Source organism: Arthrobacter sp. Bz4, assembly GCF_003075455.1.
In the GTDB taxonomy this organism is placed as follows: domain Bacteria; phylum Actinomycetota; class Actinomycetes; order Actinomycetales; family Micrococcaceae; genus Arthrobacter_D.
The window spans coordinates 1-25,723 of sequence record NZ_QDAE01000028.1 but is presented as its reverse complement, the minus strand read 5'-3'; the positions used below and the strand labels follow the sequence as shown (position 1 = coordinate 25,723).

Sequence of the window (25,723 nt, the reverse complement as noted above, 5' to 3'; positions counted from 1 at the left end):
TCGCGCCCTGCCCCTGCAGCCGAGCCGCGACCGAAAGCGTCGCGTGCCGACCGGCCACGCGCTGACCCCGATCCGGTGCGGGGTGCACCGCCGCGTGCTGACCCGCCGCGGGGTGCACCCTCGCGGGGGCCATCCTCGTCGCGTTTGGGGTTGTTGCGTCCGGAGCCGGAACGTGGCGCCTGTGTCATTGAATGTCCTTTTAGCTAGCGTATTTAGTACGTGGTGTCATCAAAGTCACCGAGATTTTCCAACCCGGGTAGATGTGGTGAAAGCTGAGGTAGGTCAGCAACGCTGCCAATACCCAATCTTTCCAGAAAGTACGGAGTTGTTCCGTACAGGATGGCGCCTGTCTCAGGATCGGTTGCCGCTTCGACGATGAGACCGCGTAGCGCCAGGGTGCGTACCACCGAATCCACGTTCACTCCGCGGATTCCTGAAACTCTTGCCCGAGACACCGGTTGCCGGTAGGCGATGACGGCGAGGGTTTCCAAAGCTGCCTGTGACAGGCGGGCGCTTTGTCCTTCGAGCACGAACTTCGCCACTACCGGCGCAAACGTGCTGCGCGAGAAAATCCGCCATCCTCCGGCGACGCTGCGTAGCTCAAAGCCACGCGGCTGTGAAACCGCCGGATCGGTGGTGTGCCCTTCCGGGCCCTGACCAGTATAGCCGTCATACTCCTGCTGGAGTTCCACCAGCAACTCTCTGACTTCGAGGACGGGAACCATGAGCGCGGTGGCCAGCTGCATTTCGGTGACGGGCTCGTCGACCACCATGAGCACTGCTTCCAGCGCGGCTTTGACCCCACCCGGTTCGCCCGAGGGGTCAAAGAAGGTTTCGTCAGCGTCAGGTTCCTGGGCTTTCACGGTGATCCTTCAGCGGTTAGCGGTGCCACGGCTGCCGGGGCTGGAGGTGGCGGTGCCGGATGGTCGTATTCCTCACTGATTGAGGCCGGGGACCAGTCTTTCGCCCCTGCAGACCAGCGAACGGTTAGGTTTCCGAGCGGAGCTCCCTGGTCAAAGGAAATCACAGCGTCACGGAACATTTCCAGTAGGGCAAGGAACCGGACCACGACGGTCAGCATGTCCTCGGCATCCTGGGTGAGTTGCCTGAACGATAAGGGGTGTCCTTCGCGGAGCCGAACCCCCAGCAGCTCCGCCTGTTCGCGAACGCTTACCGCTGACCCGTGGAGGTGCTCAATGCCCACCCTTGTGGGTGCTGCTTCGCGAGGTTCAAGTGCCTTGGCTGCCAGCGCAGCGAACTGCTCCGGGGTGGTCCGCCAGGTGAGCTCGGGCATCATCGCAGCGAATTGTGGTTCCAGGCTGACCTCCCGCGGCAACCGTTTGCCTTCTTCGGCCAGCCGCTCCCCCAGTTGCCGGGCGATTTCCTTGAAGGCCTTGTACTGCAGGAGCCGGGCAAACAGCAGATCCCGGGCTTCGAGCAGGGCCACATCCTCGTCGTCTTCGACTTCACCGGCGGGCAGCAGCCGTGCAGCCTTGAGGTCCAACAGGGTTGCGGCGATCACGAGGAACTCGCTGGCTTCGTCGAGCGAGAAGTCCGCGTCGGTGCCTTGGAAAGCCCTGATGTAGCCGATGAACTCATCGGTGACCGTTGCGAGAGCTATTTCGGTGATGTCCAACTCATGTTTGGAGATAAGCCCCAACAGCAGGTCAAACGGTCCGCTGAAGTTCTCGAGCCGTACGGTGAACCCGGCGGTTTCCGGCGCAGTCGCGCCGGCCTGGCTCCCCTCAATCTGGCTCCCCTCAATCTGGCTCCCCTCGGCCAGGCCCCCCTCCGAGGCGCCCCCGCCGTCACCGTTAGGGACAACGCCGTCGGGAACGACGACGTCGGGCTCGGCGTCACGCACGAGCGTCGGCGCACTGCATGGAGAAGGGCGCGGCGCGCTGCATGGTTAGGGGGCGCCGCCGCGCGCGATCAGTTCCTTGGCGAGTCGGCGGTAGGAATCTGCTCCCGAGTGGTTGGCCGCGTACGAAGTGATCGGTTCCGCGGCGACCGTCGCGTCGGCGAACTTGATGGTGCGCTTGATGACGGTCTCGAACACCTTGTCGCCGAAGGCCTCGACCAGGCGTGCAATAACTTCGCGGCTGTGCAGTGTCCGGGCGTCGTACATGGTGGCCAGGACGCCGTCGACCTGCAGGCGCGGGTTCAGCCGGTCCTGGACCTTCTCGATCGTTTCGACCAGCAACGCAACAGCCCGCAGCGCGAAGAACTCGCAAATCAGCGGAATGATCACGCCGTGCGCTGCGGTGAGCGCGTTGACCGTCAACAGGCCGAGCGATGGCTGGCAGTCGATCAGGATGACGTCGTAATCATCCGACACCTTCCGGAGGGCACGGTCCAGTACCTGTTCCCGGGCCACCTCATTGACCAGCTGCACTTCAGCGGCCGACAGGTCGATGTTGGCGGGCAACAGGTCGACGTTCTCGAACGCGGTGGTCTGGATGGCGTCCTGGATCTGCACCTTGCGGTCCATCAGCACGTTGTAGACGGTGACGTCCAGCTCGTGCGGGTTGGTGCCGAGGCCTGCGGACAGCGCACCCTGGGGATCGAAATCCACCAGGAGCACGCGTCGGCCCGCCTCGGCGAGCGCCGCACCCAGGTTGATGGTGGAGGTGGTCTTGCCGACGCCACCCTTTTGGTTCACCATGGCTATCACGCGGGCCGGTCCGTGGGAGGACAGGACCGGTGGTTCGGGGAACACCGTAACCGGGCGACCTGTGGGCCCAATCTCGGCGTCCTTCAGAGTTGTGGAACCCTGTTCACTACTCACGTATGTATCCACGCTTCCGTTAATCGGTGTGCTGAAAGTATTGCTTGCTTACCTGCCCACAACGTTACAACCGGGGCTGCATTCCGACCGGTAAATCCGTCGGCACCGCCCGCGAGCCTTTAGTTTCAACTTGAGGTTCAAGCTTCATCGGAGCCTGGTCCTGGAACCGGTTTTACACTAGCCCACCGGCCGACGTCGACCACTTGAATCCGCCATTCCAGTCATCGGGGCCGGTCAGTGGGACAGTTCGCTGCGCACCACCCGCTGCGTCCGACGAACAGCAGAATAGGCCCCTCCCCAATCGGGAAGAGGCCTATTCAGGTTCTACAGGGACTGTGAGCCTAACGGGCAGCGACAACCCGACGGTCGTCGTCGCGATCACGAAGGTTGTCGACTGCCTTATCGGTGGTGACAGCTGAGCCGTCTTCGACGTCGTCGCCCAGGTGGTTGGACGTCATCGTCGCTTCGTCGAACGGCAGGCTACCGGACAGGACCTCGTCAACACGGACCCGGTCGATCTCATTGGTCCACTTACCGATCAGCACGGTGGCGACGGCGTTTCCGGTGAAGTTGGTCAGCGCGCGGGCCTCGGACATGAACCGGTCGATGCCGACGATCAGGCCAACGCCGTCCACCAGGTCCGGACGGTGCGACTGCAGGCCACCGGCGAGCGTGGCCAAGCCTGCACCCGTCACACCCGCTGCACCCTTGGAGGCGATGATCATGAAGATCAGCAGCGAGATCTGCTCGCCGAGAGCCAGCGGGGTACCGAGAGCGGACGCAACAAACAATGACGCCATAGTCAGGTAAATCGCTGTGCCGTCAAGGTTGAAGGAGTAGCCGGTGGGAACGGTGACGCCCACAACTGGCTTGGAGACGCCCAGGTGTTCCATTTTGGCGATCAGGCGTGGCAGTGCTGCCTCGGAGGACGAGGTGGAGAAGATCAGCAGGTATTCACGGCCGAGGTACTTCATCAGCTTGAAGATACTGACGCCGGTGACGAGCTTCAGCAAGCCGCCCAGGATCACCACAATGAAGAGGATGCAGGTCACGTAGAACGCAGCCATCAGTGTGAACATGCTGACGATCGCCTGGACGCCGGTTTCACCGACGACGGCGGCAATTGCGCCGAACGCGCCGATCGGGGCCAGCCACATCACCATGATGAGGATGCGGAAGACGAGTGCCTGGATGTGACCGATACCGCGGAGGATTGGCTTGCCAGCGGACCCCATCCCCTGCAGGGCGAAACCGACCAAAAGCGCAACGAAGAGGGTCTGTAGGATGCTGGTTCCGGTCAGGGAAGCGAGCAGCGTGACCGGGATGATGCCCAGCAGGAAGTCGGTGGTGCCGGTCGCCTCTGCGGGGTCACCGGCGTCGTAAGTGGCGCCGGAAAGGTCAAGGCCTTCACCGGGCTGGACGATGTTGCCGACAACCAGGCCGATGGCCAAGGCGAAGGTGGACATCAGCATGAAGTAGCCAAGAGCCAGGCCACCGACCTTGCCGACCGTCGCGGCTTTGGCGATGGACCCGATACCCAGCACAATGGTGCAGAAGATAATTGGAGCGATCATCATCTTGATCAGGCCGATAAAGCCAGCACCGATGGGCTTGAGGCTTTTCGCGAATTCCGGAGCCATCAGGCCGAGAATGGCGCCGAGGATCACCGCCGCAATCACTGCAATGTAGAGGAAATGGGTCTTGTCTACCCGCTTCTTGGGTTTCCCCTGTGCCGGCACGGGTGGCTGGCCTGCGGTGGATTTTGATGGCGCCATAGCCATACTCCTTCGGTGAATGATTCAAAGCTGTCTGTTCCATGCTCGGGCGTACAGTGATCTGAATCACCATTGCGTTCATACTGTTCGCAGCATCAATTGAAGGGAGCCGTTGAAACGGTGAGGAAATGGAGCCTGGCGCGGCAGTTCTTCGCCGGACAACTGGTGTTTGTGTTGGCCCTGACCGCTGCAATCTCCTGGGTGCTGTATCTGGATGCGGAGCAGAACACCTACGAGACCTCGGCTGACCGCATGTTGGCGATCGCCACCACTTTCGCCGACGACCCTTTTGTCAGCGCCTCGCTCGAACTGGCCGACCCCAGTGCGGCACTTCAGCCGTATGCGATCGAGGTGATGGACGATCTCGGCGTCGATTTCATCACCATCATGGCCCCCGACCGCACCCGGTTCACCCACCGCAATCCCGAGGAGATCGGCAGCCGCTACATCGGCTCTGTGGAGCAGGCCCTCGCTGGCCGCTCGCACACCGAGACGTTCTCGGGCACCCTGGGTCCCTCGGTGCGGGCCATTATGCCGGTGACCGACGGCGACGGCGAGGTGGTCGCCATGGTGGCGGCCGGTGTCACCGTGGACACGGTCACGATTGCCCGGAACGCTCAGCTGCCGCTCCTCTTTCTGATCGCCGCTGGCGCTGTAACGGCTGGCGCTGCAGTGTCCTTCCTGCTCAGTCGCCACCTACGTCGGGCGACCCTGGGACTGGGGACGGACCAGCTCTCCCACATGTTCGTGTTTTACGACTCGGTGCTGCACTCCGTCCGCGAGGGTCTGGTCCTCACCAACCCCCGCGGTGAACTGGTGCTCTACAACGACCAGGCGGCCCACCTCCTCGGGCTGCCGCCCGCCAGGGCCGGGCAACCGACGGCTGCCGCCGGGCTGGACCTCCCGCCGTCGCTCGTCGAACTGCTGACCACCGGGCGGCAGGCGATCGATGAATTTCACGTCACCACCGACCGGATCCTCGTCGTCAACCAGGAAGCGGCGGTACCCGGCGGGGGCACGCGGGCCTCCGGGGCCAAACCCCTGGGCACCGTCACCACGCTGCGGGACCACACGGAGATCGAATCGCTGACCGGTGAGCTGCAGACCATGCGTACCCTCACCGACGCCCTTCGTGCCCAAACCCACGAACACGCCAACCGTTTGCATACCATCGTGTCGCTGATCGAACTGGACCGCCGTGCAGAGGCCCTGGACTTTGCCACCCGGGACCTGACCCACTCGCAGCAGCTCACCGACGACGTCCTCGGCGCCATTGACGAGCCGTTCATCACTGCGCTCCTGGTGGGCAAGTCGGCCCAGGCCAACGAGCGAGGGATCGAGCTGGCGATCGCCGTCGACGGCTCCATCGAAACCTCGCACCTGGATCCGAGCGCACTGGTGACCATCATTGGGAACCTGCTGGACAACGCATTCGACGCCGCTGCCGACTCCCTCGGACGCAAGGTGAGTCTCACCCTCGAACGCCGGGGCGACAACCTGGAGCTCGCGGTGCGCGATAGTGGGAGCGGACTGACGGCCGCTGGCACTGACGCCTTCACCCTGGGGTTCAGCACCAAAGAAACCGAGGTGGCAGGCGGCCCGGGGCGCGGACTGGGGCTGGCACTGGTGCGGCAGGCGGTGCAGCGGCTCGGCGGGGCCATTTCGGTGGCGAACGACGATGGCGCCCGTTTCACAGTCCTGCTGCCCCTCGACCCGACCACTACCTCACCGACTCCACTCCCTGGAGGTACCCATGTCTGAGGACATCAGGGTCCTGGTGATTGAAGACGACACCATCACCGCCGAAGCCCACGCCGAATACGTCAGGCGGCTGGAGGGATTCAGCCTGGTGGGGGTGGCCCACAACGGGTCAGAGGCGATGGGATTCCTGGGCCCCGGTGCCGAACGGGTGGACCTGGTGCTGCTGGACATGAACCTGCCCGACACTCACGGCCTGGACATTATTCGAAGGATCCGCGGAGCTGGCCTGCCCACTGACGTCGTTGCCATCACCGCCGTCCGTGAACTGCACATTGTCAGGTCGGCCATCTCCTCCGGGATCGTCCAGTACCTCATCAAACCGTTCACCTATTCAGCGTTCAGCGACAAGCTGACCAACTACCGTTCATTCCGTGACAAGCTGGTAGCGCAGGCGTCCTCCACCACCCAGTCAGAGGTGGACAACGCGCTGGCCGCGCTCCGCCCGCCCGCACAGGGGAGCCTGCCGAAGGGTCTGTCCCACGAGACGCTCAAGGGTGTGATCCTGATGCTCAAGCGGGGTGGGACCGCTGTCTCGGCGGTGGAGGTCGCGGCAGATCTGGCGCTGTCCCGGGTCACCGCCCGCCGCTACCTGGAGTATCTGGCCGACCAGGAGTCCGCCCGCCGCGTCCCGCGGTACGGCACCCGAGGGCGGCCCGAGTTCGAATACTCCTGGATCAGCTAGATCCCGCACCCCTGGGTTGCAGCACCGGCTTCATGGCATCCAGCACACTTTGATCCTCGATGGTGGAGGGCACTACGTAATCCTCGCCGGCAGCGATCTGACGCATGGTCTTGCGGAGGATTTTCCCGGACCTCGTCTTCGGCAGGCCATCCACCACCACAGCCTGCTTGAAGTCGGCTACTGGGCCGATCTGGTTCCTGACCAGGTCCACCAGTTCCTGTTGAAGCGTCTCCGCGCTGATGTTGGTCCCGGCTTTGAGCACCACATAGCCGCTGGCACGCTGCCCTTTCAATGCGTCGGCCAACCCGATGACGGCGCATTCGGCAACAGCTGGATGCTGAGCCAGCACCTGCTCGATAGCCCCGGTGGAAAGCCGGTGCCCCGCCACGTTGATGATGTCGTCGGTGCGGCCCATGACGAAGACATAGCCGTCGTCGTCGAGGTAGCCGGAGTCGCCCGTAACGTAGTAGCCGTCGAAAGCGCTGAGATATGAGCTGATGAACCGTTCGTCGCTCCCCCACAGGGTGGGCAGCGTCCCGGGAGGCAGCGGCAGTTTCAACGCAATGTTGCCCTCGGTCTCGGCGGGCACCTCCTGGCCGTCGCCGTCGAGAATCCTCAGGTCATACCCGGGCTGCGGCAAGGTCGGCGAGCCTGGCTTGATGGGAAGTTCCTCGATTCCCCGCGGGTTCGCACAGATGGGCCAGCCCGTCTCGGTTTGCCACCAGTTGTCGATCACTGGCACACCGAGAGTCGTTCCGGCCCAGTGGTAGGTGTCGATGTCGAGCCGCTCGCCGGCGCAGAACAGCAACCGCAGGCTCGAGGTGTCGTAGTGCTGCAGCAGCGCCGCCTCCGGATCAACCTTCCGCACCGCACGCAACGCCGTCGGCGCGGTGAACATGACGTTGATCCGGTGCTCGTCGATCAGCCGCCAGAACGCGCCAGCATCGGGCGTGCCGACCGGTTTCCCCTCGTACAGGACCGTGGTCGCCCCCACGAGCAGCGGCGCGTAGACGATGAATGAATGACCCACCACCCAGCCCACATCCGATGCCGTCAACATCACATCACCCGGGCCGACACCGAATATGTTCGTGATCGACCAGGCCAGGGCGACGGCGTGGCCGCCGTTGTCCCTCACCACGCCCTTGGGGGACCCGGTGGTTCCCGACGTGTACAGGATGTAGAGCGGGTCAGTCGCGAGGACGGGGACCGGGTCGGCTGGGTCGGCGGTGGCCTGCGCGGTATCCCAGTCCAGCCAGACCGTCTCCGATCCCCGGGTGCCCGACGACGGAGGCTCCGATCCCCGAGTCTTCGACGTCGAACCGTCCGACGTCGAACCGTCCGACGTCGAACCGTACTCGGACGCTTGGTGGAGGAACCCATCACGGGATTTCACGATCACCGTGGCCACCCGGTGGTCGCTGAGGTCGAGAGCCTGGTGCACTGACGGGAGGTACTCGATGGGCCCGCGGGGCTCCAGACCACCAGACGCCGTCACGACGACGGTGGGCCGGGCATCCTGGATCCGTGAGGCGAGTTCCTTCGCGGCAAAACCACCGAAGACCACCGAGTGGATCGCCCCGAGGCGTGCGGTGGCAAGCATCGCGATCACCGCTTCCGGCACCATGGGCAGGTAGATAACCACCCGGTCCCCCTTGGCCACTCCCTGCGAGCGCAGCACCCCGGCAAAGCGTGCCACCTCATCGCGCAATTCGGTGTAGGTGTATTCCCGCGCCAGGCCAAGCATCGCCGAATCGTAGATCAGGGCCGTGGCGTCGCCCCGCCCGGCCTCGATGTGCCGGTCCAGGGCGTTGTAGGAGGTGTTCAGCCCTCCGTCGGGAAACCACCGGTGAAGTGGCGCGTGTGTGCTGTCTACTGCGGTGGTCGGTGGCCGCGTCCAGGTCACCGCCTGAGCCGCTTCCAGCCAGAACTCGTCGGGTGCCTCAAGGCTTTGGCGATACAGCGTGCGATAGTCCTGGCTCATTGAGCTCTCCTCCACGTCAGTGTGTTGTGGTGTCATCCTACTGAGCAAGCCCGCGCCGTGTATACAGAGAATGCGGAATTGTCCATTTTTTCGGCTGATATCTTGCGGTACTGGTCCTCCTTGTATACATTGGCAGTACTAGTGAACACCGTCACCGGTACAGGCCAGCGTCGGCAGGAGGATCAATGCGAGCCAGCGACAGGGCCTACGCCGCATTAAAGTCCGACATTGTCGAATGGCGTCTGATCCCCGGGACAGTACTCGCCGAAGTTGAGCAGTCGGCCCGGCTCGGAGTCTCACGAACCCCCCTGCGGGAAGCACTCGCCCGGCTCAGCGCGGAAGGCTTGACCGCCGCCCAGACCGGACGCGGCGTCGTCGTCACCGATATTTCCCTGGCGAAAATGACCCAGCTGTTCGACGTGCGCCTGGCTCTGGATTGCAAGGCCGCAGAGCTGGCCGCGGTGCACCGGGACCCCCACGTCTTCACCGCTCTGGCGCAGCGCTTCGAGGCCGCGTCCAGCCTCATCGCCGGTGCCGACCCCGACCGGCGCGATTACTATGCCCTGGTCTCGGAACTGGACGTCGCCGTCGACGACGCCGCGGACAACCAATTCCTCCGCCAGGCGCAGGGCCAACTCCGCGCGCAACTTGTGCGTATCAGGCGCCTCGCCAAAGACAACAGCGAACGGCTGCTCGCCTCAGCTGCCGAGCATGCGCAGATCGCCCGGTCAATCGCCGGTGGCAACACCGATCTGGCGATAGCCGCCACCAAGATCCACCTGCACAACAGTCTTGCCCACCTACTGGCGTCGAAACTTAGCTTCGACGCCGGATTCGCCCCATCCCGAAAGGCTCACCTCAATGGTTGAACATCATCTGGTCCGCACCCACCGCAGCGACGAAAACCTCCCCCGCGAGGAGCAGCTCGCCTACCGGCTGGCGTTGGTCGCTGCCGATCCGGTGGAGGTCGACGCCGACGTCGCCGACATGGTGATCAACCGCATCATCGATAACGCCTCGGTGGCCGTCGCCTCGTTCACGCGCGCCCCAGTGGTCGCCGCCCGCGCCCAGGCCACCAGCCACCCGGCGTCGTCGAACGGTGCCGGCGCCACCATCTTCGGCATCCAGGAGAAGACGTCCCCCGAGTGGGCTGCCTGGGCCAACGGCGTCGCCGTTCGGGAACTGGATTACCACGACACGTTCCTGGCCGCCGACTACTCCCACCCTGGCGACAACATTCCGCCAATCCTCGCCGTTGCCCAGCACACCGGGCGATCAGGGCGGGACCTGCTGCGCGCGATCACCACCGGCTACGAGATTCAGGTGGACCTGGTGAAGGCCATCTGCCTCCACAAGCACAAGATTGACCACGTGGCGCACCTCGGCCCGTCGGCGGTTGCTGGGATCGGCACGTTGTTGGAGCTCGACGTCGAAACCATTTTCCAGTCCATCGGCCAGGCCCTGCACACCACCACTGCCACCCGTCAATCCCGGAAGGGCGAGATTTCCACCTGGAAGGCCCATGCTCCGGCCTTCGCCGGGAAGATGGCGGTGGAGTCAGCGGACCGGGCGATGCGCGGCCAGACCTCCCCCACCCCGATCTACGAGGGCGAAGACGGGTTCATTGCGTGGCTGCTGGATGGCCCGGACGGCAGGTACGAGGTTCCGCTACCGGCGGCCGGCGAAGCCAAGCGGGCCATTCTTGACACCTACACCAAGGAGCACTCGGCCGAGTACCAGGCGCAGGCCCTGATCGACCTCGCCCGCAAGCTCCATGCGGCCCACCCGGAGGCCGCCGATCCCGAGCAGGTGCAGTCGATCGTCATCCACACCTCGCACCACACCCACAACGTGATCGGGTCCGGTGCAAACGACCCGCAGAAGTACGATCCCACCGCGTCACGCGAGACCCTCGACCATTCGATCCCCTACATCTTCACGGTCGCATTGCAGGACGGCTCCTGGCACCACGTCGATTCCTACACCCCGGAGCGGGCTGGCAGGGCCGACACCGTGGCACTTTGGCAGAAGGTCACTACGCTGGAGGACCCGGAGTGGACCCGGCGTTACCATTCGCTCGACATCAGCGAGAAGGCCTTCGGCGGCCGGGTGGAGATCACCCTGACCGACGGCACGGTCCTCACCGACGAGCTGGCCGTCGCCGACGCGCACCCCCTCGGCGCCCGGCCATTCGCCCGGGAGCAGTACATCAACAAGCTACGCACCCTGGCCGCGGGCCAGGACGGCCACCGGATTGTCGACGAGGCAGAGATCGACCGGTTCCTCGCCGTCGTCGAGCGGTTGCCGGAGCTCGCGGCAGGCGAACTGGACCAGCTCAACCTCGTCGCCGCTGCCGGCATCATTGACCCCGACACCGCCCCGAAGGGACTGTTCTAAATGTTGTACTCAGCCATCACCCCCGAGCAGAAGCGCATCGCGTTCCGGGAGGGTCTCGCCTCGGGCCGGATCCAGCAGTTCCCCGGTGCATTCAATCCCCTGTCGGCACGGCTGATTGAGGACAAGGGGTTCGACGGCGTCTATATCTCCGGCGCGGTCCTCGCCAACGATCTCGGCCTACCGGATATTGGCCTGACGACGCTCACCGAGGTCGCCACCCGCGCCGGGCAGATCGCCCGAATGACCGACCTGCCATCAATTGTCGACGCCGACACCGGCTTCGGTGAGCCAATGAACGTGGCGCGGAGCATCCAGGAACTTGAAAACGCCGGCCTGGCCGGTTGCCACATTGAGGACCAGTTCAACCCCAAACGGTGTGGGCATCTGGATGGCAAGAACGTGGTGGATCTGGACACGGCCACCAAACGCATCCGGGCGGCCGCCGACGCCCGCCGTGACCCGAACTTCCTGATCATGGCGCGGACCGACATCCGCGGCACCGATAGCCTTCAGGCAGCCAAGGACCGTGCCAAAGCGCTGGTGGACGCCGGTGCCGACGCGATCTTCCCCGAGGCGATGCGGGACCTGACCGAATTCCAGGCCATCCGCGACGCCGTCGACGTCCCCATCCTCGCCAATATGACCGAGTTCGGGAAGAGCGAGTTGTTCACACTGGACCAGCTCGCCTCGGCGGGAGTCAACATGGTGATCTATCCCGTCACCCTGCTGCGTAGTGCAATGGGCGCCGCGGAGCGTACGCTGGAAATCATCAAGGCCGACGGCACCCAGCAGGGGGCCGTCGGTGCCATGCAGACCAGGGCGCGTCTGTACGAGCTCGTGGACTACGAGGCGTACAACCGTTTTGACACCTCGGTTTTCAATTTTCAGGTGCCCGGTTCACCGGAGCACACGACGCAGCAGGCCCCTTCCGCCGTTGAACAGGAGTCCCCATGACAGAAACGACAGAAACGCAGATCTACAAAGGCCTGGCCGGAGTCACCGTCGACACCACGGCTATCTCGATGGTCAATTCCGACACCAACTCGTTGCTCTACCGCGGGTATCCGGTGCAGGAGCTGGCCGCAAGGTGCAGCTTCGAGGAGGTTGCCTACCTGATGTGGCATGGCGAGCTTCCGTCGAAGGACCAGCTGGCCGAATTCACTGCGTTCGAGCGTAGCCACCGTGCGCTGGCCGACAATGTGAAGGCAGCGATTGATCTGCTGTCCACCTCGTGCCACCCGATGGACGTCGCCCGCACCGCCGTGTCGGTGCTCGGCGCCAACCACCCCAAGGCATCGGATTCCTCCCCCGAGGCCAACCTCGAGAAGGCGATGGAACTCTTCGCAGCGTTCCCCGCCGTCGTCGCCTACGACCAGCGCCGTCGTCGTGGTCAGGAGATCGTCGCCCCGCGGGACGATTTTGACTATTCGGCGAACTTCCTCTGGATGACCTTCGGTGAGGAAGCTGCCCCGGAGGTCGTCGAGGCGTTCAACGTGTCGATGGTGCTATACGCCGAGCACTCCTTCAACGCCTCAACCTTCACCGCCCGGGTCATCACGTCCACCCTGGCTGACCTTCATTCGGCGGTGACCGGGGCCATCGGTGCACTGAAGGGCCCCCTGCACGGTGGCGCGAACGAAGCAGTGATGCACACGTTCGAGGAGATCGGCATCCGCACCGACGAGTCCCGGGAAGAGGCAGCCGCCCGCGCCAAGGCCTGGATGGAGGATGCTCTCGCCCAGAAGAAGAAGGTGATGGGCTTCGGCCACCGGGTTTACAAGAACGGCGACTCACGGGTGCCCACCATGAAGGGTGCCCTGGATCGGATGATCGAGCACTTCGGCCGGCCGGAGCTGCTCGGCCTGTACAGCGGGCTGGAATCCGCGATGGAGGAGGCGAAGAGCATCAAGCCCAACCTCGACTATCCGGCCGGCCCCACGTACCACCTGATGGGCTTCGATACCGAGATGTTCACGCCGCTGTTCATCGCCGCCCGGATCACCGGTTGGACCGCCCACATCATGGAGCAGACCGCCGCCAACTCCCTGATCCGCCCGCTCAGCGCCTATAACGGTCCGGAGCAGCGTCAGGTCCCCTAGCCTCCCTCCCTTGTATTGGATCGAGTCAACAGAAATGGCGGGTTTTCCTTGGAGAACCCGTCATTTCCGTTGACTCGACCCTTATGGGTTGGCCCGACCAGTTCTGGGTTGACTCGATCCGTACTGTCTAGGCGAAGATTGCGCTGCGGACCGTCTTGTTGTCCGGGTTGAGGGTGACGAGCACGTCCAGTTGTTCGCCGGCGATCACCGACCCCAGCCAGTGCCGTGCGTCGTCCCACATGCCATCCCACGGCAGGTCATCGACGGGATACCAGGCGGGGTCCACCTCGGCGGTGGGCTGCGGAGTTCCGGTCCACTCGACGGCGGTGAAGATCGCTGCGTCCATGTCGGCGGCCGGCTGGGCTGGGAACCGCCAACGGATCCGCCCCAGCTGGGTCAGTTGGGCCACGCCGACGACAACGCCGGATTCCTCCGCAACTTCCCGTACCGCTGCCTGGGGCGCGGTTTCGCCGGGTTCGACTCCCCCGCCGAGGGTAACAATCCGCCCGGCGCCGAACCCCGTCTTCTTGAGCCCGAGCAGTACTTCGCTACCCGATTCCGTGTCACGGAACAGGAAGCACAAAACGACGGGGCGGGGGCTCATGAGGCCCAAGTGTAGCCGCCTCAACCGCCACCGAACCGTGAGGTCTGGCGACTCAGGGCGGACCTGAGTCGCCAGACCGAACTCACCGGTCTAAGGGGTGACTAGTCGGTGATGATTATCGAATCGGCAATGCCTGCCAGGGCGTCGAATTCAGCCGACCCGGCGTAGGCCTCCGCATCAGCTATCGATTCGAAGACCGTCCCGTTGCCTTCCTCATGGGGCGACAGCCGAAACTCACTCGTCAGCGACAGCAGCCCAACCGCCGGAGTCGAGATGGCGTTGTAGACCATGCACCCCTCGCCCGAGGTGGGGTCGGTGGACAACACCAGCCCACTCGCCCCGACCAGCTGCTTCCCCTCAAACACCCGCACCGCAAATCTGGCGCTCACCGGCCCGCTCGGGGTATCGATCGACACCGGAACGGACCGCACTTCCCGCCACGGCACCGGGGGCTCGGAGCATGCCCCGCCAATTCCCGACTCCCGTGACCGCATAAGCGTGGAAACAACGTTCCCCGTGGTGTCGACAAGGTTGTACCCATCAGCCACGTCAACAATCCCCCAGCCCAGCGGAATCCTGTAGGACAGGCCCAGCTCCGGTGCGTCAAGGCCCCGCACCAGTTCATCAGCGGTGGGACCGGCTCCGACCAGCTCTTCCCGCAGTTCCACCGGGATGCCCGCCTCGATGAATCGCTGGTCCATCAGTTCCTGGGGTGTCCCGTTGGGGTCCTCCATGAGGAACTCCCACCGGAGAATCGCGCCGTAGGTGTCGAGGTCAATGACCCATTGGCCGTTGACGCGCTGGGCGATGTAGAACCAGGCGTTGCCCCCGTCCTTGCCCTCGACCGCGTACCCTTCCTCGGTCAGCTCCATCGACATCCACTCGTCGGTACACCCGATCACCGGGTAGTACTGGGGATTCGTGGTCCACGGGGTGTAGGAGGCGAAGTCGCTGCCCTGTTCCATCAGCCGGTCAACATCTTGTGGCTGGCACCCGACGTCGGCGGGAGGCCCGGTGGGCACGGCCGTCGGCTCAGGGGCGGGATCGGCGGTGCCCTCGCCCACCGTCGTCGGCTTCGGGGCGGGCTCCGGATCAGTGGTGCCCGCCGGCAACGGACCCTGGACACCCATGGAGCTGCCCACCACGATCGCGCCGGCCACAGCCGCTGCCGCAGCGGCACCGGCAAGCACGAGGACGACGGTTCGCCGCCGCGCCAGCGGCACCACCACTGGGCGGTCGTCGCTGAACACCCCGGCGTCTTCGTCCGCTTCCGAAGCCGGCTGGGAATCGGCAGCTCCATTCGCCCGGCCCTCAGCACGGACCGGGTCCAGTCCCCGGATCAGGTTTTCGATGCGGTCCATTTCAGGCAACTCCCTCGGCCATCAATGCGGTGGGCAGCTGGGCGGCGAACGCTTTGCGTGCCCGGTGCAGGCGAACTTTTGCGGCGGATGGGCTGCAGGCCAGTACCTGGGCGATATCCGCCAAGCTCAGGTCATCCCAGTAGGCGAGCAGCAGGATTTCCCGTTCCCTGTCCCGCAGCCCGAGGAGTGCCTCGGCCACCGTGTGCTGCTGGGCGCTTTGCGCGGTCCTCGATTGCAGCACCGCCGTGGAACGAATCCGTTGCATCAGCTGCTCGGAGCGCTCACGCCGTCGGTACTCGTTGCCAATCAGGTGGTGGGCGACGGCCAGCAGCCACGCGATGGTCAGATCTGCAGGGTCCGGGTTGCGTTGCCAGGCGACGCGGAAGACGTCGTTGGTCAGCTCATCAGCGGCTTCACGGCTGTTGACCCTGCGGTGAATGTAGTTGAAAACGCGCGGGCGATGCTCTCTGTGGATTGCGGCAAAAAAACCTTCGTCATGCTGCAACATTGGCCCCCCTGAAGTGAGTAACCTGTTCATGCACAGTTAGTTTCCAGCTGGCTCGCTGAGGTTACATCGACTCCGCGGATCAGAGAGCGCGTGGATGCGCAGCAGCATATACCTCGCGGAGGGTATCCGCAGTAACCAGGGTGTACACCTGGGTGGTGGTGACCGAGGCGTGGCCGAGCAGCTCCTGCACCACCCGCACATCAGCGCCGCCTTCCAGCAAGTGGGTCGCGAAGGAGTGCCGCAGGGTGTGCGGCGACACCTCGCGGGTCACACCGGCTTTCTCGGCCGCCGACTTCAGGATGGTCCACGCACTCTGCCGGCTCAGTCGCCCACCGCGCAGGTTCAGGAACAGTGCCGGGTTACCCCGACCGTTGGCGGACAGGGCTGGCCGGGCCCGGACCAGGTAGGAGTCAATGGCCTTCGCCGCGTACGACCCCAACGGCACCATCCGCTCCTTGGACCCCTTGCCGAACAAGCGGACGACGGCGGGGCCCTCCAGAGCCGCATCCACCGACACGTCGTCGACGTCGAGCCCGACCGCCTCACTGATCCGGGAGCCGGTGGAGTACAGGAATTCCAGCAGCGCCCGGTCCCGCTGTCCACCCGGGGTGTCCGTGTTCACGGCCTCGAGGATGCGGGTCACCTCATCGACCGAGATGGCTTTCGGGAGCCGCTTACCGGCGATGGGAGGGTGAATGTCGTGGGCGGGATCAGCGGTACAGATGCCCTCCAGGGCCCAGAACCGGTGCAGGCCACGGACCGCGACCACGGTGCGCGCGGCGGACCGCGGACTCAACGGGGCGAGGCCATCAGAACCGGTGGACAGGGCCTGCGCGAACGCCGAGATGTCATGCCGGGTGATCCGCTGCACGTCGGTGACTGAACGGGCCGCCAGAAACCGGTGATACCTCAACAGGTCACGCCGGTACGCGGCAAGGGTGTTGACCGACAGGCCACGCTCCACTGCCATGTGCTGAAGGTATTCGCTCATGAGCCGTCCGGGGCCGGTCTCCCGCAGCTCGTCCACTGCGGTCCTCGTTGCAGGAACCGCCATCGTCAGCCCTTCAGGACCGATCCGTTGGGCCAGGTGTGGTGCTGGCTGGAGTGCTCAGGCCAGGGCTCGTCGGCGGGTCGCAGCTGTTCGTAGCCGGAGTTCCGTGCCACTGACGCGGCGAGAATCGCTGCGATTGCCGAAGGGCTGTGGATCCTCCCGGCCAGGACGGCGGCGACTGCCTCATCCAGGTCAACCCACGCCAGCTCAATTTCGGCTTCCTCGTGGGTGCGTTCGTGGCGCGCATCAGGGTGGATCTCCGCGACGCCCCGCGCCAGATAGATGCGCAACGCTTCACTGGAGGACCCGGGAGACAGGAACAGGTCGGTCAGGACGTTCCACCGCTCAGCAGTGAGGTCCGCCTCCTCGGCGAGCTCCCGCGCTGCAGCCGCCACAAAGTCCTCATCAGGAACATCGAGCAGGCCCGCCGGGATTTCCCAGAGCGTCATCCGCACCGGGTGGCGGTACTGGTTGATCAACAGCACCTGCCCGGCGTCGTTCAGGGCCAATACCGCCACAGCACCGGGATGCTCGATATAGTCGCGCACCAGCGGTTCGCCGTGGCCGTCATCGGTGAGGGAGAACGTGTCGCTGACGACGTTCCAGATCCTGCCCTCGTAGACCACCGTGGAGTCCAGCAAACGCCGGGGGCTCTGCTGGTCACCCAGCGGCTGCGCCGATTCGTCCACGTCCGCCCCCTGGCTCATGCTAGGCCTTGACCCCGCGGCGGAGCAGTGCGGCCTTTACCAGTCCGGCGAACAGCGGGTGCGGCCGGGTGGGGCGTGAGCTCAGCTCGGGGTGCGCCTGGGTGGCCACATAGTACGGGTGGACGCTCTTTGGCAGTTCAACAAACTCGACCAGCTTGCCGTCGGGGGACGTTCCGGAGAACACCATGCCGGCGGCCGAGATCTGCTCACGGAAGTCATTGTTGACCTCGTAGCGGTGGCGGTGGCGTTCGCTGACGGTGGTCTTCCCGTAGGTGCGGGCCACCACTGAACCTTCGTCGAGCTTCGCCTCCCACAGGCCCAGGCGCATGGTGCCGCCCATGTCGCCGTCGCCGTCGACAATGTGCAACTGCTCGGCCATGGTCGCGATGACCGGGAACTCGGTGTCGGGATCAAACTCACTCGAGGATGCGCCCTCAAGGCCCACCACGTTGCGGGCGTATTCGATGACCATGCACTGCAACCCGAGGCAGAGTCCCAGCGTGGGGACCGAGTTTTCTCGGGCGTACTTGAGGGCACCGAGTTTGCCTTCGAGGCCGCGGATACCGAAGCCGCCCGGCACGCAGATGGCGTCGGCTCCGTCGAGGGCCTGCGCCGCTCCTTCGGGGGTGTCGCAGTCGTCCGAGGGCACCCAGCGGATGATCACCTTGGACTTGTTGGCGAAACCGCCAGCGCGCAGCGCCTCAGTCACCGACAGGTAGGCGTCCGGCAGGTCGATGTACTTGCCCACCAGGGCAATTTCGACGGTGTGTTTGGGGTGGTGGACGGCGTCGAGAAGTTTGTTCCACTTGGTCCAGTTGACGTCCTTGAACTTCAGGTCAAGGGCCTGCACAATGTACGCGTCGAGGCCCTGTGCGTGCAGGGTCTTCGGAATGTCGTAGATGCTCGCGGCGTCGGCGGCATTGACGACGGCGTCGACGTCGACGTCGCACATGCGACCGATCTTTTCCCGCATGGCGTCCGGAATTTCGCGGTCCGAGCGGATCACGATGGCATCCGGCTGGATGCCGATGGATCGGAGCATCGCCACCGAGTGCTGGGTTGGCTTCGTTTTCAGTTCCTGGGAGGGGCCGATGTAGGGCACCAGGGAGACGTGCAGGAAGAACACGTTGTTGCGGCCAATGTCCTGGCGTACCTGGCGGGCAGCCTCAAGGAACGGCTGCGACTCAATGTCGCCGACGGTGCCACCGATCTCGGTGATGATGACGTCGGGCGCCTTCTTGGCTTCGACGGGTTCGGAAGGCAACCGCATCCGGCGCTTGATCTCGTCGGTGATGTGCGGGATGACCTGGACGGTGTCGCCGAGGTATTCGCCGCGGCGTTCCTTGGCGATGACCGTCGAGTAGATCTGGCCGGTCGTGACGTTCGCCGAGCCGTCAAGGCTTTCATCGAGGAAACGCTCGTAGTGGCCGATGTCGAGGTCCGTTTCAGCGCCGTCGTCGGTCACGAAGACCTCGCCGTGCTGGAACGGGTTCATGGTGCCCGGGTCCACGTTGAGATACGGGTCGAGCTTCTGCATCGTGACTGATAAGCCACGCGCACGGAGAAGATGACCGAGGCTTGAAGCGGTGAGTCCCTTCCCGAGGGAGGAGGCTACGCCACCCGTCACGAAGACGTGCTTGGTAGTCTTGGCGGACTTCTGGAACCGGGAATTTGTTGATTGCACCACGGAGTTCGAGCCTAGCACTTCGAGGCGGTCCGCGCTGCGTCTGCGAGCAGTTCCTCGGCGTGTGCCTGGGCCGACGCCGACTCCTCCTGCCCGGCAAGCATGCGTGCCAGCTCCCGCACCCGCTCCGCTTCGGGCAGGACTTCGACGTCGCTGGCCGTGACACCGTCGCCGGCGGCGGTCGCCGACACGTTCTTGGTCACCCTGATGTGTTGGGACGCGAACGCCGCCACCTGGGGCAGATGGGTGACCACAATCACCTGGACGTGTTCGGCGAGCATGGCGAGTCGTCGCCCGATTTCCACCGCCGCTTTGCCGCCCACTCCCGCGTCCACCTCGTCGAACACGAAGGTCGGTACGGGGTCGACGGCGGCCAGCACCACTTCGATTGCGAGCATCACCCGGGAGAGTTCACCGCCCGACGCGCCCTTCCCCAGCGGCCGCGCGGCGAGCCGGGGTGTGGCTGTAGCAGGAACGCGATCGAGTCGGCGCCGAACAGGGTGCGCTCCCCTGCCGTCACGTCGATGACCAGGCTGGCCGCCGCCATGGCGAGTGCCGACAGTTCGTCGGTGACCCGCTCTGCGAGCGTGGCGGCGGCGACGGTGCGCAGGGCGGTGAGTTCCTCGGCCTGCGCACCCACCGTCTGCTCAAGGGCGGCAATCTCCTTCCCCAGCGCCTCGATCCGGGTGGAGTCGTCGCCTAGCTCACCGAGCCGGAGCTGCCCGGCCGCAGCCCAGTCAAGCACCTCGTCGATGCTGGGCGCGTACTTGCGGATGAGGACGGCCAGTTCGGCCCGTCGCGATTCGACTTCGGCCAGCCGGCCGGGTCCGTCGCTGTCGAGGGAGGCGCTATAGCCCGACAGTTCGGTTGAAATATCGGTGAGGATGTAGCCCACTTCGGCGAGTCGCCCAGCCAGCGCGGCCAGGGCTGGGTCATGGTCCCCCGCCGATTCCAGTTGGCGTTTGGCGGCATCCACGAGCACTGTGGCGTCCTGGTCGTCGGCGAATTCACCCGAGACGAGCGCCTGGTGGGCTTTGAACGCCGCGGTCCGAAGCTCCTCGACGTGGCCCAGACGGATGGACTCCGCCTTCAGGTTGTCATCCTCACCCGGCTGCGGTGCGACGGCGTCAATTTCCTCGAGCGCGGCCTGCAGTGATTCGGCCTCCCTGACCCGCTCCCGCGAGTCGGTCAGGAGTTGCTCCAGCTCGGCGGCCGCCTCCTGCAGGCGACGGTAACTCACCTGATAGCGTCCCAGCACCTCAGCCAGTGGGGCCCCCGCGAATTTGTCCAGCGCTTCCCGCTGGGCCGCAGTGGTTTTCAGGCGTAGCTGATCGGACTGGCCGTGGACTACCACCAGCGCCGATCCCAGCTCAGCGAGCACCCCCGCCGGGGCTGACCTGCCGCCGACGTACGCGCGACTCCGTCCATCACCATTGACAGTGCGTGCGACGATCAGCTCAGCCGAGCCCTCCGACTCGTCCAATTCCCCGCCCGCTTCCGCGGCACGCAGTGCGGCGGTGCTGTGCGGGGCGATCCGGAGGACCGCCTCGGCCGAAGCGGCTTTCGCTCCGAGACGTACGGCACCGGCGTCGGCCCGCGCGCCGAGCAGCAGCCCCAGAGCGGTGATCACCATCGTCTTGCCGGCACCGGTTTCACCGGTCACTACGGTGAAACCGCCGCCCAGGTGCAGTGTGGCATCGGTGATGACGCCAAGGTCGCGGATGCGGATTTCTTCGATCACTGGCCGGTACCTCCTGCATGACTGGTCGGGCCACGCCAGCCCTGGGTGGGGAGCGAGAACTTCTTCACGAGTCGCTCGGAGAAGGGGGTGAGTTGGGTGCGAGCCAACCGGACCGGGGTAGCTGCACGGCGGACTTCCACCCGGGCGCCGGGCGGCAGGTCGACGGTGCGCCGCCCGTCGCACCACAGGACGCCCGCCGCGTCGGTGCGGGTGAGGATCTCCACGGCGAGGACCGACGTCGGCGCGATCACCAGTGGTTTGGTGAAGAGGGCGTGGGCACTGATCGGCGCCATCAGCAGGGCTTCCACCTCGGGCCAGACCACGGGTCCGCCGGAGGAGAAGGCGTAGGCGGTCGACCCCGTGGGTGTTGCCATCACCACACCGTCACACCCGAACGAGCTGAGGGGTCGCCCATCAACCTCCATCACCACCTCGATCATCCGTTCGCGGCTGGCCTTCTCGACGGCCGCCTCGTTCAGCGCCCAGGTCTGGGCTGCGAGGACGTCACCGCGCCACACCTGGACGTCGATGGTCATCCGCTCTTCGACGGTGTAATCACGGTCCACCACCCGGCGCACCGTCTCGGTGAGGTCGGCCCGTTCACTTTCGGCGAGGAACCCGACGTGCCCGAGGTTGACGCCGAGAAGGGGGACCTCGGAGCCGCGGACCAGTTCTGCGGCGCGGAGAATGGTCCCATCGCCGCCCAGGACCATCCCCAGCTCAACCTCGTCGAGTCCGACGTCGACGCCTAGGGTTTCGGTGGGCGCGGTGAGCACCCCGTACTCGTCCTGGATGTCCTTCAGTTCCTCATCCCGCATGACGGGGACCAACCCTGACTGGTGCAGCTGCGTGCAGGCTTCCTGGGCAGCCGCCATCGCGTCGTGCCGCCCGGTGTGGGCAAGGACCAGTATCCGTCGTGTCATTGAAGCTCCGTCGTATCCCGTGCGCCGTCTGGCGTGCCGGTAACTAGCCGGGCATCAGTAAAAGCAGTGCTGGAGTCCAGCACCTGCCGGGTCATGCGATCAAGCTCCCCTTCGATCCTAGGCACCAACGGGCCGGTCGGCACTGTTATCCACACAAAGAACTCAACATTTCCGTCCTGACCCGGTAGTTGACTGCGAATCAGCCCCGACACGGTCAGTCCGTGGGCCAGGGCCCTCCCGATCACCTGCCCGACGGCGCGGCGCCGTTCCGGTTCGGTTGCCACCACCCCGCTGGAGTTCAGTTTTCCCTTGCCCACTTCGAACTGGGGTTTGATGAGCAGCACCATGTCACCGCCGGGTTTGGTGGCCCGGGCGAGTGGGAGCAGCACCAGGGTGAGGGAAATGAAGGACAGGTCCGCGACCGTCAGATCGACCTGGCCTCCGATGGCGTCGGGCTCCAGTTGACGCACGTTTAGCCCCTCGACGACGTCGACCCGTGGGTCCCGGCGCAGGTCCGCAACGAGCTGGCCGTGCCCGACGTCGACGGCTGCCACACGGGAGGCGCCAGCGCGCAGGAGCACCTCGGTGAAGCCGCCCGTGGAGGCGCCAGCGTCGAGGCACCGTTTCCCCTCCACAGCGACCCCGGTGAAAGACCGCAGCGCCCCGTCAAGTTTCACCCCGGCACGGCTCACGAAGTCGGGGGCACCGCCGTCGTCGACTGCCAGCTCCTCAAAATCCTGGACCTTACTGGCGGCCTTGGCCTGGATGACGCCGGCGCGGCGCACCCGGCCGGCGGCGATGAGCTGGGCGGCGTGCGACCTGGACCGTGCCAGCCCTCGGGCCACCAGAGCCTGGTCAAGGCGCGTCATGGGCTTTGGGCGGATCGGCGTTGAGCTCGGCAAGCAGGCCGTCATGGAGCCCCGTGTACAGGCGGTTGTGGTCGTCAATGGGGAGGCCCGGGATGTCGGCCAGATGAGCGGTCAGCCCATCCACGCTGGTGTCCCCGCTGGTCTCCGCCCTGCGGGGAAAGTCCGGGCCCTCGCCAACCGTTGCGGCATGGTCTATTTCAGCGTCGTCTATTGCGGCGTCGTCTATTGCGGCGTCATCTATTGCAGCGTGATCCACGCTGTCTTCAGGTGACGGCACACTCGGGGCAGCGCCAGTCATCAGCGACCTGCGGAATCGGCGAGAACCGGGCTGCCCGCGGACTGCAGGGCGGGCAGTGCGGCGGTCGCAGGGTCAGGATTAGCGCTCCACCAGGCGCTGCAGGCGGCACGCCAGGTGTCGAGGTTCGCCAGGTCCCCGGTCAGGTGGACCGTTCCGTCGTCGACCATCGCCGACGACGCCCCGCACCGGTACACGCCGTCGCTGTGGCTGATTTCCGGGTACGGCTCGTAGAGGCCCTCAAGGTCGGCCAGGAGGTACTTGGGACGCTGACCGGCGACAGCCGCCAGCGCCGTCCGCACCGTGTCGACGCCGGTGAGCACCAGGGCAGTGTCCATCCGGGCACGGTTTCCGCCCAGAATGTCGGTATCGAGCCGGTCTCCAACCACCAGTGGGCGAGAGACACCGAGGTGCTTGGCGGCAGTGGTGAACAACGCCGCTTCGGGTTTGCCGGCGACCGCGGGGGTGCTACCGGTGGCGGCGGTGACCGCCGCGACCAGCGACCCGTTGCCGGGGGCGATTCCGCGGAGCTGCGGAATGGACAGGTCCGTGTTGGTTGCTACCACACCGCACCACCCGCCACCGCGTAGGCAGTCTCAGCCAGATCCTTCCACCCCAGGTTGGGGTCGAAGCCCTGAATGACTGCATCAGGAGTTGGCTCAGCGGAGGTGACTGGGACCAAACCCTGCGCCTTGACCTGGTCGACCAGGGTCTGGCTGCCGGTGACCAGGACGGTCGACCCGGCGGGCACCAGTGTGGCCAGGAGCTCAGCCCCGGCAAACGCCGACCCGAACACCTGGGCCGCCGTCGCCGGAGCACCCAGCTCGCGCAGGTGTGCTGCAACCTGTTCGGCTGACCGGGACGCGTTGTTGGTGATGTAGGCGAGGGCGACTTCGATGTCCGCCAAACGTTCCAGGGACTCCACCGCACCAGGAATGGCGTTGGGTCCCGCGTAGACGACACCATCCAGATCGGCTAAGAGTGCATCGTAGGACGAGATCAGGGAAGCCTCAGTCATGGTGCCTTTCGGTGTCCTGCCCGCCTTCGGGGCTGGTGCGAATTGGAGCGGGCCGGTTGAGTGAACGCCAGGTGGCAGGTGCGCGGCGCACCTCCTCCTCCGGGACGTCGTCGGGGGCGCCCGGCGTTTCCACGGACTGCTGGGCGGCTGCCGCTTCCGCCGCTTCCTGACCGGCCGACTTCGCTTCGAGACGCGGTTCGTCCTCCGACTCAGTGACGGCGTCCGACCCAGTGACGGTGTCCGGCTCACTGTCGGCTGCGGGGGCGTCGCCTGTTCCCGGCCGGCGTTCAGTCAGCGAGGTGGTCCCGGGACTGCCGGTGGGAGCCGAAGCAACCCGCCGACGGGCGGCCGAGGCATCGGGGACCTCCTCATCGTCACCGCCGAGATCAACGATGTCCGGCTCGGCGAACTCGCCCAACCCCAGAGCGCTGTCGGCGATCCCGGCCTGACGGCGCCACTGCTCTGCTTCGGCGGTACGGCCAACCGCCGCCAAGGCCTCAGCGTAGGCGCGAAACAGCCGTGGGCTGTAGCTGAACGCACGGTTGCGGTCGAGCTGGCTGATTTCCAGTGCGGCGACCGCGGCATCGTGCTGCAACAGGTCTGAGCGAGCCCCGGAGACCACCATGGCCAGTTCCACCTTGCCCGCAGAACTCAGCCCTTCGGCCTCCTCTGATTGAGCAAGATCAAGGGCGCGGTCGGGGCGGCCCAGCCCACGTTCACAGTCGGCCATGACCGGAAGGTGGTCGTTCGAACCGCTGATCCGGCGATAGGTGCGGAACTCACGGAGCGCCTCACCGTAGTGTCCGGCAGCGTAGGCGGTCAGGCCCACTGCTTCACGCACGACGGCGAGCCTGCCACCGCGGCGGCTGGCCGCCAGGGCGTGCTGGAATGCCAGTTCGGGCTCATCCTCAAGCAGACGGCCCGCCATCACGAGGTGGCGGGCCACCCACTCGGCGCTCTTTTCTTCAAGGTTGCGGATCTGCGCCCGGGTCACCCGATCCAGTTCAGCGCCAGTGACATCCTCATCGATATTTGGGGACCGTTCGCGGTCTGGACGGTTGGCGCTGCGGAGGTCCCGGGCGTTGAAGGAACGCTTCCCACTCTCGGCGCGCTCGGAGCCGCCACGGTTTTCGTCACGTGGACCGCTGCCCCTGCCCTGGCTGGCACCGCGGCCGGCTGATGACCCGCCGGTGTTCGGACGTGCTCCCCGATACCCACCCGCCCTATCATCGCGGGAGGCCGAGCTCCGGGGGGCGTCGCTCTGCTTGCCAACCGACCGGCCGCCCTGGGTACCTGATCGATCGGGCCGTCGGTCTGCCCGGTCCGCTCCGTGATTGCGGTCTTGGTCGGCCATGGCTACGCGGTTCCTCTCATTACAAACGGAGCCGGCACTGGTGCGGTTTCCGTTCGGTTTCTCTATGAATCTGTGTGGGTGGCATGCTTCGCCGCCCTACCCATTGTAGGGCCTGCATCAGG

Annotated in this window: 21 protein-coding genes and 3 pseudogenes; 6 read left to right on the top strand and 18 right to left on the bottom strand. The window is 65.4% G+C overall.

All coding sequences use genetic code 11. The features are described from left to right. The 5 genes and pseudogenes from DDA93_RS16225 to DDA93_RS14665 all read right to left on the bottom strand — a co-directional run. Positions 1-188, bottom strand: a pseudogene (locus DDA93_RS16225) (hypothetical protein); the annotation flags it as partial. A 24-nt stretch (positions 189-212) separates the two neighbouring features. Further along, entirely contained in the window at positions 213-863 is a 651-nt protein-coding gene (locus tag DDA93_RS14680; RefSeq protein ID WP_116779176.1) for an SMC-Scp complex subunit ScpB, read from the bottom strand. Next, positions 860-1,765, bottom strand: coding sequence for a ScpA family protein (locus tag DDA93_RS14675; protein WP_051317655.1), 906 nt, complete (start codon positions 1,763-1,765; stop codon positions 860-862). The genes DDA93_RS14680 and DDA93_RS14675 overlap by 4 nt, the downstream gene beginning before the upstream one ends. A 144-nt stretch (positions 1,766-1,909) precedes the next feature. Next, entirely contained in the window at positions 1,910-2,788 is an 879-nt protein-coding gene (locus tag DDA93_RS14670) for an AAA family ATPase (protein ID WP_116779175.1), read from the bottom strand. A 341-nt stretch (positions 2,789-3,129) separates the two neighbouring features. Beyond that, on the bottom strand, positions 3,130-4,563 hold the full coding sequence (locus DDA93_RS14665; RefSeq protein WP_019483379.1) for a C4-dicarboxylate transporter DctA: 1,434 nt from the start codon (positions 4,561-4,563) through the stop codon (positions 3,130-3,132). A gap of 120 nt (positions 4,564-4,683) precedes the next feature. Here DDA93_RS14665 and DDA93_RS14660 point away from each other — a divergent pair, with 120 nt between their 5' ends. Together DDA93_RS14660 and DDA93_RS14655 are read left to right on the top strand one after the other, a co-directional pair. Beyond that, the gene (locus tag DDA93_RS14660) at positions 4,684-6,324 is read left to right on the top strand and encodes a sensor histidine kinase (RefSeq protein WP_024476476.1); all 1,641 of its coding nucleotides are present in this window, start codon (positions 4,684-4,686) and stop codon (positions 6,322-6,324) included. After that, positions 6,317-7,006: a response regulator gene (locus DDA93_RS14655; RefSeq protein ID WP_024476475.1), complete on the top strand. Its 690-nt coding sequence runs from the start codon at positions 6,317-6,319 to the stop codon at positions 7,004-7,006. The genes DDA93_RS14660 and DDA93_RS14655 overlap by 8 nt, the downstream gene beginning before the upstream one ends. Here the strand turns inward: DDA93_RS14655 and DDA93_RS14650 are convergent. After that, positions 6,999-8,990, bottom strand: coding sequence for an AMP-binding protein (locus DDA93_RS14650; RefSeq protein ID WP_024476474.1), 1,992 nt, complete (start codon positions 8,988-8,990; stop codon positions 6,999-7,001). The genes DDA93_RS14655 and DDA93_RS14650 overlap by 8 nt on opposite strands. 185 nt (positions 8,991-9,175) lie before the next feature. On the opposite strand from DDA93_RS14650, the gene DDA93_RS14645 reads away from it, so the two are divergent. Genes DDA93_RS14645 through DDA93_RS14630 form a run of 4 tightly spaced genes read left to right on the top strand, consistent with a single transcriptional unit; the run spans position 9,176 to position 13,486 of the window. Continuing rightward, the gene (locus tag DDA93_RS14645; protein ID WP_024476473.1) at positions 9,176-9,859 is read left to right on the top strand and encodes a GntR family transcriptional regulator; all 684 of its coding nucleotides are present in this window, start codon (positions 9,176-9,178) and stop codon (positions 9,857-9,859) included. Further along, positions 9,852-11,387: an MmgE/PrpD family protein gene (locus DDA93_RS14640; RefSeq protein ID WP_116779174.1), complete on the top strand. Its 1,536-nt coding sequence runs from the start codon at positions 9,852-9,854 to the stop codon at positions 11,385-11,387. The genes DDA93_RS14645 and DDA93_RS14640 overlap by 8 nt, the downstream gene beginning before the upstream one ends. Continuing rightward, positions 11,388-12,341, top strand: coding sequence for a methylisocitrate lyase (gene prpB, locus DDA93_RS14635; RefSeq protein WP_024476471.1), 954 nt, complete (start codon positions 11,388-11,390; stop codon positions 12,339-12,341). Further along, entirely contained in the window at positions 12,338-13,486 is a 1,149-nt protein-coding gene (locus DDA93_RS14630; RefSeq protein ID WP_024476470.1) for a bifunctional 2-methylcitrate synthase/citrate synthase, read from the top strand. The genes prpB and DDA93_RS14630 overlap by 4 nt, the downstream gene beginning before the upstream one ends. 127 nt (positions 13,487-13,613) lie before the next feature. Here the strand turns inward: DDA93_RS14630 and DDA93_RS14625 are convergent, their stop codons facing one another. The 12 genes and pseudogenes from DDA93_RS14625 to DDA93_RS16895 form a co-directional block, all read right to left on the bottom strand. Then, positions 13,614-14,090, bottom strand: a complete 477-nt coding sequence (locus DDA93_RS14625; protein ID WP_116779173.1) for an NUDIX domain-containing protein — start codon at positions 14,088-14,090, stop codon at positions 13,614-13,616. A 101-nt stretch (positions 14,091-14,191) separates the two neighbouring features. Further along, the gene (locus tag DDA93_RS14620) at positions 14,192-15,451 is read right to left on the bottom strand and encodes a hypothetical protein (RefSeq protein WP_116779172.1); all 1,260 of its coding nucleotides are present in this window, start codon (positions 15,449-15,451) and stop codon (positions 14,192-14,194) included. Position 15,452: 1 nt separating this feature from the next. Next, positions 15,453-15,959: a sigma-70 family RNA polymerase sigma factor gene (locus tag DDA93_RS14615; protein WP_116779171.1), complete on the bottom strand. Its 507-nt coding sequence runs from the start codon at positions 15,957-15,959 to the stop codon at positions 15,453-15,455. A 79-nt stretch (positions 15,960-16,038) separates the two neighbouring features. Next, entirely contained in the window at positions 16,039-17,013 is a 975-nt protein-coding gene (gene xerD, locus DDA93_RS14610; protein ID WP_024477075.1) for a site-specific tyrosine recombinase XerD, read from the bottom strand. A gap of 2 nt (positions 17,014-17,015) precedes the next feature. Then, positions 17,016-17,717 carry an NUDIX hydrolase gene (locus DDA93_RS14605; RefSeq protein WP_050994977.1) on the bottom strand — a complete coding sequence of 234 codons (702 nt, stop codon included), beginning with the start codon at positions 17,715-17,717 and terminating at the stop codon, positions 17,016-17,018. A 1-nt stretch (position 17,718) separates the two neighbouring features. Beyond that, positions 17,719-19,422: a CTP synthase gene (locus DDA93_RS14600; protein WP_019483359.1), complete on the bottom strand. Its 1,704-nt coding sequence runs from the start codon at positions 19,420-19,422 to the stop codon at positions 17,719-17,721. Then, positions 19,416-21,142, bottom strand: a pseudogene (gene recN / locus DDA93_RS14595) (DNA repair protein RecN). Before recN ends, DDA93_RS14600 begins: the two are co-directional and overlap by 7 nt. Beyond that, positions 21,139-22,065 (bottom strand): NAD kinase, encoded by a 927-nt coding sequence (locus tag DDA93_RS14590; RefSeq protein ID WP_019483357.1) that lies wholly within the window; start codon positions 22,063-22,065, stop codon positions 21,139-21,141. The pseudogene recN and the gene DDA93_RS14590 overlap by 4 nt, the downstream one beginning before the upstream one ends. Further along, positions 22,062-22,934, bottom strand: coding sequence for a TlyA family RNA methyltransferase (locus DDA93_RS14585; protein ID WP_024477073.1), 873 nt, complete (start codon positions 22,932-22,934; stop codon positions 22,062-22,064). Before DDA93_RS14585 ends, DDA93_RS14590 begins: the two co-directional genes overlap by 4 nt. Then, a complete protein-coding gene (locus DDA93_RS14580; protein WP_133185558.1) occupies positions 22,921-23,232 on the bottom strand; it encodes a hypothetical protein in 312 nt (103 codons plus the stop codon). Before DDA93_RS14580 ends, DDA93_RS14585 begins: the two co-directional genes overlap by 14 nt. Beyond that, positions 23,232-24,247: pseudogene (locus tag DDA93_RS14575) on the bottom strand (HAD-IIA family hydrolase). Before DDA93_RS14575 ends, DDA93_RS14580 begins: the two are co-directional and overlap by 1 nt. Then, on the bottom strand, positions 24,240-25,601 hold the full coding sequence (locus DDA93_RS16895) for a hypothetical protein (RefSeq protein WP_243400658.1): 1,362 nt from the start codon (positions 25,599-25,601) through the stop codon (positions 24,240-24,242). Before DDA93_RS16895 ends, DDA93_RS14575 begins: the two are co-directional and overlap by 8 nt. Positions 25,602-25,723: the final 122 nt, after the last annotated feature.

Excerpts from the sequence above, each read along its gene's own strand:
- DDA93_RS14630 (WP_024476470.1), top strand. The coding sequence starts at position 12,338 with ATGACAGAAACGACAGAAACGCAGATCTACAAAGGCCTGGCCGGAGTC.
- DDA93_RS14585 (WP_024477073.1), bottom strand. The coding sequence starts at position 22,934 with ATGACGCGCCTTGACCAGGCTCTGGTGGCCCGAGGGCTGGCACGGTCC.
- DDA93_RS14625 (WP_116779173.1), bottom strand. The coding sequence starts at position 14,090 with ATGAGCCCCCGCCCCGTCGTTTTGTGCTTCCTGTTCCGTGACACGGAA.
- prpB (WP_024476471.1), top strand. The coding sequence starts at position 11,388 with ATGTTGTACTCAGCCATCACCCCCGAGCAGAAGCGCATCGCGTTCCGG.
- xerD (WP_024477075.1), bottom strand. The coding sequence starts at position 17,013 with ATGGCGGTTCCTGCAACGAGGACCGCAGTGGACGAGCTGCGGGAGACC.
- DDA93_RS14640 (WP_116779174.1), top strand. The coding sequence starts at position 9,852 with ATGGTTGAACATCATCTGGTCCGCACCCACCGCAGCGACGAAAACCTC.
- DDA93_RS16895 (WP_243400658.1), bottom strand. The coding sequence starts at position 25,601 with ATGGCCGACCAAGACCGCAATCACGGAGCGGACCGGGCAGACCGACGG.
- DDA93_RS14620 (WP_116779172.1), bottom strand. The coding sequence starts at position 15,451 with ATGGACCGCATCGAAAACCTGATCCGGGGACTGGACCCGGTCCGTGCT.
- DDA93_RS14590 (WP_019483357.1), bottom strand. The coding sequence starts at position 22,065 with ATGACACGACGGATACTGGTCCTTGCCCACACCGGGCGGCACGACGCG.
- DDA93_RS14650 (WP_024476474.1), bottom strand. The coding sequence starts at position 8,990 with ATGAGCCAGGACTATCGCACGCTGTATCGCCAAAGCCTTGAGGCACCC.
- DDA93_RS14605 (WP_050994977.1), bottom strand. The coding sequence starts at position 17,717 with ATGAGCCAGGGGGCGGACGTGGACGAATCGGCGCAGCCGCTGGGTGAC.
- DDA93_RS14645 (WP_024476473.1), top strand. The coding sequence starts at position 9,176 with ATGCGAGCCAGCGACAGGGCCTACGCCGCATTAAAGTCCGACATTGTC.
- DDA93_RS14665 (WP_019483379.1), bottom strand. The coding sequence starts at position 4,563 with ATGGCGCCATCAAAATCCACCGCAGGCCAGCCACCCGTGCCGGCACAG.
- DDA93_RS14615 (WP_116779171.1), bottom strand. The coding sequence starts at position 15,959 with ATGTTGCAGCATGACGAAGGTTTTTTTGCCGCAATCCACAGAGAGCAT.
- DDA93_RS14655 (WP_024476475.1), top strand. The coding sequence starts at position 6,317 with ATGTCTGAGGACATCAGGGTCCTGGTGATTGAAGACGACACCATCACC.
- DDA93_RS14580 (WP_133185558.1), bottom strand. The coding sequence starts at position 23,232 with ATGACTGGCGCTGCCCCGAGTGTGCCGTCACCTGAAGACAGCGTGGAT.